This is a genomic window from Emticicia sp. (assembly GCF_049241225.1).
In the GTDB taxonomy this organism is placed as follows: Bacteria; Bacteroidota; Bacteroidia; order Cytophagales; family Spirosomataceae; genus Emticicia.
On sequence record NZ_JBMLRC010000350.1, the window covers coordinates 9,861 to 21,173 of the forward strand.

Consider the following 11,313-nt stretch of genomic DNA (forward strand, 5'->3'; position numbering starts at 1 on the left):
TGCTTTTCAAGAAGCTGTTCATCGGTGAATGATGCGTATTTATTGGTTTGCATAATAAATAGGGGTTGCTGTCGCACGGTTCGCCTCACAATCTTATTTACTAATCTGTCCAGCCAATACCTCGATTCCTTCGGTAAAGCTAACTGGCTCATAGCCAAGTATCTCACGAGACTTTGAAAGGTCAAAGCCTGTTCTTGGTGGGCGTTTGGCTGGTTGAGTAAATGTTGTAGAATCAGCTTGTGAAATCAACGATTTATCGAGTTTGAAATAATCGGCTGTCATGATTGCCATTTCGTAAGGAGTCAAGAAATCCTTACCCGAAATATTGAAAATACCTTCGGCTTCTTGTTCGGCAATCAAGGCACAACCTTTAGCTAAATCTTCGGCTAAAGTAGGTGTTCTCCATTGGTCAGTTACAACTTTGATGTTTTTGCCATCTTCCAATGATTTCTTTACCCACAAAATAATGTTCGTGCGGCTCATATCGTGAGCAATACCATATACCAAAACAGTGCGGGCAATTCCCCAACGAATATTACTATTTATCACGAGTTTTTCGGCGGCATATTTACTCCAACCATAAAAGCTTATCGGATTTGCTTCGGCATCTTCTTTGTAAGGGCCAGATTTTCCATCGAAAATGAAATCGGTAGAAACGTGGAGCAAGAAACAATCAATTTTTGAGCAAGCCTCAATTAAATACTCTACCGAACTTACATTCTGAGCCCAGCAAGCATCTTTTTCACTCTCACATTGGTCAACATTAGTCATGGCAGCCGTGTGAATAATCACATTTGGCCTTACATTTGCCACAACTTCTTGCACTTGTTCTCGGCTTGTTATATCCATTGCTTGGTATTCGTAGCCTTCAGAAAATGGCAGACGATTTTCGCCACGAGCAGTAGCAATTATCTGAATATCTTTAGCATTTAGCAGTAATTCAACCAATTTTTGACCAAGTAAGCCGTTTGAGCCTGTAATTAAAATTTTCTTCATTTATATATCAAAATTACTCCGCAACCTGAGCGGAGCCGCAATGGAATTGTCGAAGGTTAATATTTATATCCGAATTTCTTAGTAATCTTCTTTTTACGCATTTTCTTAACCGTCATGCTCATTTTTATGTCTTCTTTCGGACGGTCGGCAGAGTCTTTTGGTTGCTTTGCAATGGTATCAATCAAATCAAGATTATCAATCGCTTCGCCGAAAACAGTATAGCCGTTGTCTAAGTGAGGTGCACCTCCCAAAATCATGTAATCGGCACGTTGATTGGTCGTGTAGTTCATGCCATTGCGTTGGGCGGCAGCGGTTACTTCTTCGTCAGTGCGTTTTTTCCCTTGTACAATATAAAACTGGCAAGCACTTGATTTTTTCTCAGGATTATTATCACGAGCGGCCGCTAAAGCACCTTTTCGGTGAATATGATTAGGTTTAAATTCAAAGGGAATACGCTCCATATTTCCGTCACCACCGCCGAGGCGTTGATTGGGTTTGGCTGTTTTAGATTCTGGGTCGCCGCCTTGAATCATAAACCCATCAATGATGCGGTGGAAAAGTAAACTATCGTAGAATTTTTGCTCGACTAATTTGATAAAATTAGCTTTATGAAGCGGAGCATCATCAAACAACACCAAGTGCATGGTACCGTATTTGGTATTGAGGGTAACTAAATAATCTTTCTTAGATTTCTTCTGAGCGAAGGAAATGGTGCTAATTAGCAGTAAAGTATAAACAAAAAAGTGCTTCTTCATGCAAACAAAGGCTATGGATAAAGCACAAAAATACAATAAATATTTGAAGAGACTTCTGCGAAAGAAAATCTTTTGATTGTATGGCAAAAGTAGTAGTGTTTAAACTAATACTAAATTAGAAGCGACGAATGCCATGAATTCGTCGCTTTTTAATATTTCTTTGAACCAAAATGTATAATTCTGTGGGTTTTTCGATACATCGTCGAGCAATTCATCGACCGTAACCCATTTATAATCAGCTACTTCCTCGGGGTTTACAACGAACGAATCATTGTATGTTCCGACAAATACATTATCAATTTCGTGTTCAACCAAGCCATTTTCAAACTCAGCACGATACTGGAATTTATAGAGAAACTCTAAAGGCGTATCAAATCCCATTTCTTCGCCCAAGCGTCGGTGTGCCGCCGCACCGATTTCTTCGTTGGCGTTGGGGTGTCCGCAGCACGTATTCGTCCACAAATCACCCGAGTGGTATTTGTGCGAAGTTCGCTGATGAATCAGCAACTCATTATTTTCGTTGAATACCAAAATCGAGAAAGCACGGTGAAGTAAGCCTTGTTGGTGTACCCAAAGTTTTTCGCCAGTTCCTATTTCCTCGTCGTGTTCGTTTACTACAATGATTTCTGTCATATACCCCCAGCCCCTAAAGGGGAGAAAAAGATTTGTTTACCTTTATAACTGCCTTAAAAATAAAATTGTTTTATTCGGCAGCCAATTTATCGACCAAGCGGTTGAAATCACTCACGAAGTCATCATAATATTGGCCCGTTCCCGGACCAGAAAAACCGGTGTGAATTTCACGCACTTGTCCTTTTTTATCAATGAAAATCGTAGTCGGAAAGCCCAAAACATGGTTGAGCATCGGTAATGTTTTTGAGGCTTCGGCTTTATCGTTTGTTCCCGCCAAAAGCACTTCATAATCAATGCCAAAGCGTTCTTTCAATCGTTTGATTTTTGGGTAAGCGAATGCTGGGTCAGTGCTTTTTTCGTAGGCTAAACCTATGATTTCAACGCCTTTTTGCTTGTTTTTTGCATACCACGGAGCTAAAAACTTGCTTTCATCCATACAATTGGGGCACCACGAACCCATAATTTGAACTACCACAACTTTTCCTTTGTAACGCTCGTCAGTCAATGAAACTTTCTTGCCTTGCTCGTTTGAGAAAGAAAACTCAATAGTTTTGTAGCCGTCTTTCAAGTAAGTCAATGTTTTTTCATCAGGTAGTTTGGCGTTATCATCTTTTACACCTTCCCAAGATTCAAAGCTATTCAGACTCGACCAAAAACTGCCGCCTGTGAGTTTTCCACCATCAATTTTTGCTTTGAATAAAAATAAGTGTGTACCATCAAAGCACGAAAGTTTCAATGAATCGCCGATGATATTGCCCGAAAGATAGCGATAATCACCCGTTGTGGTTAAGAACGTTCCGCTTACTTCATTTCCTTTTGTTGAAAACAGACCAACCGAAACCGTAGAGTCTTTTTTATCTTCTGAACGGAAAAGCACACTATATTTTGGAGCTAAAAGTGTTTCTGGTTGAGCGGTTTTGTCAGTAAAACGATAGGTTTTGCCAAATTCTGCCGTAAAATCTCCTTGTAAAAAACTAAAGTCCGAACGCATTTTTTTCCAGTAACCAGTCATTTTTTCGCCTTCAACTTTTGCTACAATTTCGGCATCGAACAATTCGATTGGAATATGTAGCGAGTCATTTTTGATGAATGATTTATCCATTTTTAGTTTTTCTTCACCGTTCAGAATCGTCACGGCGTAAGCATCGCCCTCTTTTTGAATCTCAAAATTAAAAGGTAATTCACCGCCTTTGGTCGGAATCACCGCTCGCCACGTGCCAATTTTAGGCTCGGAAGAGGTTTTGCAGGCATTCAGTGTGAAAATCAATGCTACGATGAAGGGTAATTTGGTAAGTGTTTTCATAAGGTTTTCTTTGGTTCGATAAACGTTGGCTGCATGAAGAATCCTGCCAGCGTTGATTTTTTTAGTACTTTTGCATTTCAACATTGTAAATATATAAAAAGTTTATGTCAGTTTATCACACGCCCGTAATGCTCAAAGAATGTCTCGAAGGTCTGAATATCAAACCCGATGGCATTTATGTAGATGTCACTTTCGGTGGTGGAGGACATTCGAGAGCGATTTTAGAGCAACTTACAACGGGTAAACTTTATGCCTTCGACCAAGATGCCGATGCTAAAGAACAAGCCAAACTGATAGATAACAAAAATTTGATTTTTATCGAAGCTAACTTTCGTAATATCAAGCAGTATTTACGTTTGTACGGCGTAAAAAAAGTAGATGGAATTTTGGCCGATTTAGGTATTTCGTCGCACCAAATAGACACGCCCGAGCGTGGCTTTTCGACTCGCTACGATGCCGAACTGGATATGCGTATGAATCAAAATGCACCATTTTCGGCCAAAAATATTGTCAATGAATATTCGATTGATGAATTACACAAGATTTTGGGAATGTATGGCGAAATAAAAAATGCCAAAACCGCTGCCCAAACTATTTATACGGCTCGCCTCAACCGAAAAATCGAAACAATTAATGATTTGAAAGGAATTTTGCAGAAACTTGCTCCTCGTGGCAAAGAAAATAAATATTTTGCTCAAGTTTTTCAGGCCTTGCGTATCGTTGTGAATGAGGAAATGGCAGTTTTGGAAGATTTCTTGAAGCAAACGCCCGAAGTGCTTGCTCCCGAAGGCCGTTTGGTGGTGATGTCGTATCATTCGCTCGAAGACCGTTTGGTGAAAAACTTTATTCGTAGCGGAAAATTTAGCGGAGAAGTAGAAAAAGATATTTTTGGGAATGACAAAAAACCACTCGAATCGATTACGAGAAAAGCCGTAGAAGCCACGCCCGAAGAAGTTGAGCGAAATCCACGTGCCAGAAGTGCCAAGCTCAGAATTGCCGAACCAATGCCCGTAAAATAAATTTCGATAAAATATCGGTTTTATTTCCACCTAATTTATAAATTTGTCTTGCTATTGAGCAAAAGCTCAATCAACGTGCTTTAATAATAAACCTATAACTCATTACTGGAATGGCAACGAATACTTTTCGGGACCGTCCTGAACCTGTTGCTGAGGCCGCACCAAAACGGCCACGCAAAACTGGTATCTTTGACCGCCTCAATACCTGGCTAACCAATCGCTTAGAACTTGGTGACGAACTTCCTACCGAAACCCTCCGACGAATTATCTGGCTGGGAATTCTGGGTATATTCTATATTTATGTGCAGCATAGCTACGAAGGTTTTATCAAAAAAATTGATAGAGCTCGCAACGACATGGAAGAAAAACGTGCGGCTTACATTTCACAAAAATCGAAGTATATGTTTGCCAGCAAGCAATCTGAAATAGCCAAAAAGCTATCGGAAGATGGACTGGAAGAAAACATTACTCCTCCTACAAAAATTGTTGTAAAATAATTAAAAGATTGACGAGTTACGATTGACGAGTTATCATTTAAAAACGTCATTTGATGATGTGTTTTTTATTCAAATTATTCGTCAATCGTCATTCATCAATCGTAAATCAAAAGCTCATGGCACCAAAACGCTCTATACGTGATGAAATCCAGTGGCGAGCCAAGGTCACTTTTGGAATAGTATTCTTGATTGGCTCACTGGTTGCTGCTCAAATATTTGTGATTCAGGTTTTTCAGAAGAAAAAATGGATGGCTAAAGTTGAGAAAGTACAGCGTAAACCAATGGAAATCAAAGCTCAACGTGGCAATATATTTGCTGCTGATGGGCGTAGTTTGTTGGCTACTTCGGTGCCTCGCTATCGGGTTGGTATTGATGTAACTCGTGCAAAACCAGCTTACTTCAAGTCAAGAATTGATTCCTTGAGTCGTAAATTAGCTGATTTCTTCCAAGACCGTTCGGCCGATGAATACAAAGAACTTATTACTAATGCCCGCAATGAAAAGAAACTACTTTTTGTGGCACTGGGAAATCGCTTAATTGATTATCAGGAACGTCAGCGAATCAAGACGTTTCCATTTTTCCGAGAAGGACCAATGAAAGGTGGTGGTAAGTTTGAACGATTAGAACGCCGTGTAATGCCGTTTGATGACATGGCTTTGCGTTCAATTGGTAAACTCGACCGCAATACCCAAACCCGTGGCGATTTTGGTATTGAGTTTAGCTTCAATAACTACTTGGCTGGCCGCAATGGTGTTGGCTTTTTTCAGCGTTTGGCAGGCGGAGTTTGGAAACCCGTGAGCGATTCGCCCGAAGTGCGTCCCGAAGCCGGTTTAGATGTTGTTACGACCATCGATGTAAACTATCAGGATATTGTTGAAAGTGCCTTACGCAATCAAGTTATCAGTACTAATGCTAAATATGGTTCGGCCATCGTGATGGAAATTGCTACGGGCGAAATCAAGGCAATTACTAATCTTTCTCGTCGTGGTGGTTCGGATTCGACCAAGAAATTTTATTTAGAAGATTTCAACTATGCCGTCCGTGGTGGAACTGATCCTGGGTCGACTTTCAAGTTGGCAACAATGGTGGCTTTGCTCGAAAAAGCAAGGATTGATTTAAATGATAACGCAGGCTTTTGCGGTGGTAGCATCATGCACAATAAAACTGAAATGACTTGCTCAGAAGAACATGGTAATCAGACGGTTAGACAAGTTTTTGAGCATTCGTGTAATATTGGTATTTACAATTTGGTTAAAAATCACTTTGGTTTCAACAATGCTGATAATTTTGTTTCTTACCTTACTCGTTTTAAACTCGACCAACCAGTAGGTTTTCAGCTAAAAGGAGAAACCGAACCGATTATTAAGAATCGTAAAAGTTCGACTTTCAGTAACACAACAATTCCGTGGATGTCAATTGGCTACGAAACCCGCCTTACGCCACTGCAGATGCTTACTTTCTATAATGCCATTGCCAATAACGGTCATTGGGTACAGCCATTAATCGTAAAAGAAGTTCGTGAAGCCGACCGTACGATAGAGAAGTTTGAAGCAAACCAAGACCCAACGCCAATCTGCTCAGAACGTACGGCAAAACTAGCCCAAGAGATGATGAAAGGTGTGGTAGAAAATGGTACAGCTCAGAACATCAACACGGGTTTCTGTAAAGTAGCGGGAAAAACTGGTACTTCACGTAAGCGTGAAAACGGTTATGTGAAAAATCAATATTATACAGCATTTATTGGCTTTTTCCCCGCCGATAATCCAAAATATAGTTGTGCCGTAATCATTGATGAACCACAAGGTGTCAATCTTTACGCACGTGATGTGGCCGCTCCTGTTTTTAGAACCATTGCCGATAAAATTTTTGCGTATGATGTGGCATTGCACCCTGCTAAAAACAAGCCTTCGAATATTCAGAAAATCGAAGTGCAAGAACAAGCAGGTTACGCCGAAGATTTTCGTACGGTTGGTGAGGAGCTGGGCTTGCAAAACGCACCAAGTAATGCAGGCTGGGTAAAAGCATCAAAAAATGGGAACTCAATTACTTGGAAAAAAGTAGAAGATAGTAAGGATTTACCAAACGTAGGTGGAATGACCCTGCGAGATGCCATGCACATTCTTGAAAATAAAGGGTTCAGAGTTCGTTATTCGGGACTTGGAAAAGTAGCCGAATTTGCGATTGTGCAGCCAAAAGTAGTAGCTTTGGTTTTGAAATAAAATTTCTGCGAAAACAGGGAAGACTTCGGACTGGGCGTCCCCCTTGCGAAGTCTTCCCTAAAAATAAGGTAATGAATTATTCTACCAATATTAAATCCCTACGGGATAGTTTCAAAAAACTAATTTTAATATTTTCCTTTTCATGCCTTATAATTTGGCTGGGATATTTCACGCCACGCCAATCGTTTGGGCAACTAATGAGCTTATATTCAGCACTTTTTGTTGTATATTTTTTCTTGGTAAAAACATTTAAAAACGCTCGTGGAGTAATCTTCTTGGGCGTTTTTTTTCGTTTGCTTTTGTTGTTTGCAGTTCCTGCTTTATCCGATGATTTTTACCGCTTCGTGTGGGATGGCCGCTTGCTATTTAATGGCATAAATCCTTACACGATTTTACCTACTGATTTTATTCAAACCGTTGATTTTCAGAATACTGTTGACAACAATGTAATCTTTAACGGACTTAATTCTCCAAATTATTATACTGTTTATCCGCCGCTCAACCAGCTCATTTTTGCTGCTTCGGCCGCTTTATCACAAGGAAGTTTATTTGGAAATGTAGTAGCTTTGAGAATATTTATTCTTTTGGCTGAGGTGGGGATGTTTCTTAAAATTACCTCACCCCCAACCCCTCTCCTCGCAGGAGAGGGGAGTTTAGAAAGTAATATTAACTTAAATCAAAGAAGTATTTTTTCAAGCTTTCGTTTATATGCTTTCAACCCTCTAATCATCATCGAACTAACAGGTAATTTACACTTTGAAGGAGTAGTGATGTGCTTTTTAGTTTTGGCTTTTTATGTGGGGGTGAAAAATCAAAAATATTTGGTGCTGAGTAGCTTTTTGTTTGCATGTGCAGTCTGTGTGAAGATGCTGCCACTTATTTTTATTCCTTTGATTATCAGGAAATTGGGTTGGAGGAAAGGAATTGCTTATGCCGTTTTGGTTGGAACATTTACTGCATTATTTTTTCTGCCATTTCTCGACCGAATGCTCATCGAAAAACTCTTTTCGAGTGTAAATCTTTACTTTCAGAAGTTTGAGTTTAATGCTAGCATTTATTATTTAGTACGTGCCATTGGCTTCAAGATTTTTGGTTATAATATTATCGGAACAGCTGGAAAAATCATGGCATTTCTGACTTTTTCTGGTGTGCTGCTCATTTCGTGGAAAAGCAAAAATCTGTTTGTAGGAGCGTTGGCTATTCTGACGCTTTATTTTGCCATGGCAACCACCGTTCATCCGTGGTATGTAACCAATCTTTTGGTGATTGCCATTTTTACTAACTTTCGTTACCCAATACTTTGGTCATACACTGCTTTTTTTAGCTATGCCACTTATCAGACCAATCTCTATCAAGAAAACCTTTATTTAGTTGCTCTCGAATATTTATTAGTTCTCGGAATAATGATTTATGAATTAAGAAATAACTTCAGCATAAATCAAAAATGATATTTTATATTCAATCAGTCTATCATTCAATCATTCAAAATTAGATTTTATCTTCTCAATAATTCTTTCGGCATGAACTCTCGAATTTTCAATAAATAAGCTATGGGTATTCATTCCGCCACAAATTACGCCTGCGAGATAAATATTTTGCAGATTTGTCTCCATGCTATTTTCGTCGTATTGGGGTTTCATGATTTCATCGGCTGAAAGATTGATGCCTACTTTCTTCAAAAACGCAAGATTTGGCTGATAACCAGTCATCGAAATCACCCAATCATTTTCAATTTTCACTACGCCTTCGGGAGTTTTTATACTTACAAAATCTTCCGTGATTTCTTCAACTTCCGAATTAAAATAAGCTTTTATCGAACCTTCCTTTATTCTGTTCTCAATATCGGGTTTTGCCCAATATTTCACTCGTTCGCCCACACCTTCACCCCGAATAACCATCGTCACGTCGGCACCTTTTCGCCAAGTTTCGAGAGCCGCATCAACCGCCGAATTATTCGCACCAACTACCAAAACCTTCTGAAAAGCATAAAAATGTGGGTCTTTATAGTAGTGTGTTACTTTTGGTAAATCTTCTCCTTTTACGCCCAGTTTTTGCGGAATATCATAAAAACCCGAAGCAATCACCACGTGTGTAGCCTCATAGTTTTTTTTGCGAGTTTTCACTAAATAATTCTCGTCCGACTTTGTCACTTCTGATACTTCTTCAAATAACCGAACATTGAGTTTTCGGTGGATGGCTACTCGGCGGTAATATTCGAGAGCCTCACTGCGAGTAGGTTTTGCGTTGTTTGAAACGAATGGCACATCACCAATTTCAAGCCGCTCCGATGTACTAAAAAATGTCATGTTTGCAGGATAATTATAAAGCGAATTAACCAAACAGCCCTTTTCTAAGATTGCATAACTCAAACCTGCTTTTTGTGCCTCGATACCACACGCAAGGCCAATTGGCCCACCACCAATAATAACTACGTCGTATTTTTCTGTATTCATCAGTAAAAATTAATATCAATTATCTCATGACAAACGTCTTTTGTCTATTAAGAAACAACAAAGTTTTCATTAAAATTCGTTCTTTTTGCTAAAACTATGCTAATTTTGAAGATAGTTTCGTTAATGAAAAATATTTATCAAATCAAGGTTTTGAATTTGTCACGATTGCTTATGAGATTATTTTTTGTCTTGGTAGTGGGCTTTGCGAGTCTGTTGGCATCAGCACAAGAAATAAATTATGTGAAGGTGTATTATCCGCATATCAATAAGGCCGAATTGGCCGTTGTTGAGGGAAAATACAAAGATGCTTTTGAAAATTATGAGAAAGCTTTTGCGGCCGTACCACGTGCATTCATGAAAGATTATTTCAATGCGGCGGTTTGTGCTACATATTTGGGCGATGCCACCAATACCTACAAATATCTGCTCGAAGTAGCAGGAAAAGGCATAAGTCTTGATTTTATCAAAGATGAAACCGCTTTCATAGGTATTCAGCAAGACCAAAACTGGCGAAATTTTGAGAAAGAGTATTTAGCAAAAAAACGAGAGTTCGACCAAAAGATAAACAAAGGTTTAAAAGATAAACTCACAAAAATAGTTGAGCGTGACCAGTGGTTTAGGGTGCGAGGAGCAGAGGCATTTGCCGATACAATTGTGAAAGTTGACCGCCAAAACGCCACCGAACTTGATTATATTTTTGATAGATACGGCTTTCCGGGAGAAGACCAAATTGGCTGTGGAGATGGAGGAATGCCAATTATTCAGTATCCATTCTACACGGTTATTCGTCGCCAAACTCCCGAAAATCAGACAATTAATTTTTCAAATTACTTGATGACAGCCGTTCGCAACGGGCGTATGACACCACATTCGGCTACGCACATCATGGCTACCATCAATGGCAACGATGTGTTTTTTGCTCGGCATGTGTTTAAGATTATGACCGATGAGTCGCTTTCAATGCAGGGCAAACCCTTTGCTGCGAAGCTCAATAAGTGGGTTTTTCGACAAATAGATGGTGCAGATGAACAAAGAATCAACGAAATGCGTTTGCAGAATGGGATGGAGACGCTGGCCGAGTATCGTAAAAAAATCATTTTTGCTTTAAACGATAACCGCTTTTTGTTTCCGTATCGTTCGTATGTTGGTATATGGTCGGTCAATAACCCTAATATCGCTTCCGATTATTTGGAAGGAACAGTGGTTTTGGAGTAAAGTTTAGTAAAGCGTAAATTTCCCCTCCTTTTTTCAAGGAGGGGTGGCAAAATTCTGATGAAATCGAATTTTGACGGGGTGGTTGAAGGAATTAGGATTTCTTTCAAAATAAGTTTTTAGCCACAAACCACCCCGTCCGACTATCGTCAGGACACCCCTCCTTGAAAAAAGGAGGGGAAATAGATAAAAAATAACATTATTTTCACAATTAAAAAACTGATTT

The 11,313-nt window shown here is 39.4% G+C and carries 10 protein-coding genes; 5 read left to right on the forward strand and 5 right to left on the reverse strand.

Going from position 1 to position 11,313, the window contains the following annotated elements; translation table 11 throughout:
* Positions 1-93: 93 nt before the first annotated feature.
* The 4 genes from ACOVO2_RS18845 to ACOVO2_RS18860 all read right to left on the reverse strand — a co-directional run bounded on the left by ACOVO2_RS18845 (position 94) and on the right by ACOVO2_RS18860 (position 3,687).
* A complete protein-coding gene (locus ACOVO2_RS18845; RefSeq protein WP_421771461.1) occupies positions 94-996 on the reverse strand; it encodes an SDR family oxidoreductase in 903 nt (300 codons plus the stop codon).
* A gap of 56 nt (positions 997-1,052) precedes the next feature.
* Positions 1,053-1,751, reverse strand: a complete 699-nt coding sequence (locus tag ACOVO2_RS18850) for a peptidylprolyl isomerase (RefSeq protein ID WP_421771462.1) — start codon at positions 1,749-1,751, stop codon at positions 1,053-1,055.
* A 99-nt stretch (positions 1,752-1,850) separates the two neighbouring features.
* Complete coding sequence (idi, locus tag ACOVO2_RS18855) at positions 1,851-2,384, reverse strand: isopentenyl-diphosphate Delta-isomerase (protein ID WP_421771463.1); 534 nt, start codon at positions 2,382-2,384, stop codon at positions 1,851-1,853.
* Positions 2,385-2,454: 70 nt separating this feature from the next.
* Positions 2,455-3,687, reverse strand: coding sequence for a TlpA disulfide reductase family protein (locus tag ACOVO2_RS18860; protein ID WP_421771464.1), 1,233 nt, complete (start codon positions 3,685-3,687; stop codon positions 2,455-2,457).
* A 104-nt stretch (positions 3,688-3,791) separates the two neighbouring features.
* Here ACOVO2_RS18860 and rsmH point away from each other — a divergent pair, with 104 nt between their 5' ends.
* The 4 genes from rsmH to ACOVO2_RS18880 all read left to right on the forward strand — a co-directional run bounded on the left by rsmH (position 3,792) and on the right by ACOVO2_RS18880 (position 8,870).
* Complete coding sequence (gene rsmH, locus ACOVO2_RS18865; RefSeq protein ID WP_421771465.1) at positions 3,792-4,706, forward strand: 16S rRNA (cytosine(1402)-N(4))-methyltransferase RsmH; 915 nt, start codon at positions 3,792-3,794, stop codon at positions 4,704-4,706.
* Between the two features lie 110 nt (positions 4,707-4,816).
* On the forward strand, positions 4,817-5,203 hold the full coding sequence (locus ACOVO2_RS18870) for an FtsL-like putative cell division protein (RefSeq protein ID WP_421771466.1): 387 nt from the start codon (positions 4,817-4,819) through the stop codon (positions 5,201-5,203).
* A gap of 116 nt (positions 5,204-5,319) precedes the next feature.
* Positions 5,320-7,422 carry a penicillin-binding transpeptidase domain-containing protein gene (locus tag ACOVO2_RS18875; RefSeq protein ID WP_421771467.1) on the forward strand — a complete coding sequence of 701 codons (2,103 nt, stop codon included), beginning with the start codon at positions 5,320-5,322 and terminating at the stop codon, positions 7,420-7,422.
* A gap of 197 nt (positions 7,423-7,619) precedes the next feature.
* Positions 7,620-8,870 (forward strand): hypothetical protein, encoded by a 1,251-nt coding sequence (locus ACOVO2_RS18880; protein WP_421771468.1) that lies wholly within the window; start codon positions 7,620-7,622, stop codon positions 8,868-8,870.
* A gap of 30 nt (positions 8,871-8,900) precedes the next feature.
* Here ACOVO2_RS18880 and ACOVO2_RS18885 read toward each other — a convergent pair whose 3' ends face one another.
* On the reverse strand, positions 8,901-9,875 hold the full coding sequence (locus tag ACOVO2_RS18885; protein ID WP_421771469.1) for a YpdA family putative bacillithiol disulfide reductase: 975 nt from the start codon (positions 9,873-9,875) through the stop codon (positions 8,901-8,903).
* A gap of 171 nt (positions 9,876-10,046) precedes the next feature.
* On the opposite strand from ACOVO2_RS18885, the gene ACOVO2_RS18890 reads away from it, so the two are divergent.
* Positions 10,047-11,090, forward strand: coding sequence for a hypothetical protein (locus tag ACOVO2_RS18890; RefSeq protein WP_421771470.1), 1,044 nt, complete (start codon positions 10,047-10,049; stop codon positions 11,088-11,090).
* Positions 11,091-11,313: the final 223 nt, after the last annotated feature.

Bases quoted from the DNA above. Each gene is read 5' to 3' on its own strand.
- ACOVO2_RS18860 (WP_421771464.1), bottom strand. From the start codon at position 3,687: ATGAAAACACTTACCAAATTACCCTTCATCGTAGCATTGATTTTCACA.
- idi (WP_421771463.1), bottom strand. From the start codon at position 2,384: ATGACAGAAATCATTGTAGTAAACGAACACGACGAGGAAATAGGAACT.
- ACOVO2_RS18875 (WP_421771467.1), top strand. From the start codon at position 5,320: ATGGCACCAAAACGCTCTATACGTGATGAAATCCAGTGGCGAGCCAAG.
- ACOVO2_RS18845 (WP_421771461.1), bottom strand. From the start codon at position 996: ATGAAGAAAATTTTAATTACAGGCTCAAACGGCTTACTTGGTCAAAAA.
- ACOVO2_RS18870 (WP_421771466.1), top strand. From the start codon at position 4,817: ATGGCAACGAATACTTTTCGGGACCGTCCTGAACCTGTTGCTGAGGCC.
- ACOVO2_RS18850 (WP_421771462.1), bottom strand. From the start codon at position 1,751: ATGAAGAAGCACTTTTTTGTTTATACTTTACTGCTAATTAGCACCATT.
- ACOVO2_RS18880 (WP_421771468.1), top strand. From the start codon at position 7,620: ATGAGCTTATATTCAGCACTTTTTGTTGTATATTTTTTCTTGGTAAAA.
- rsmH (WP_421771465.1), top strand. From the start codon at position 3,792: ATGTCAGTTTATCACACGCCCGTAATGCTCAAAGAATGTCTCGAAGGT.
- ACOVO2_RS18890 (WP_421771470.1), top strand. From the start codon at position 10,047: ATGAGATTATTTTTTGTCTTGGTAGTGGGCTTTGCGAGTCTGTTGGCA.
- ACOVO2_RS18885 (WP_421771469.1), bottom strand. From the start codon at position 9,875: ATGAATACAGAAAAATACGACGTAGTTATTATTGGTGGTGGGCCAATT.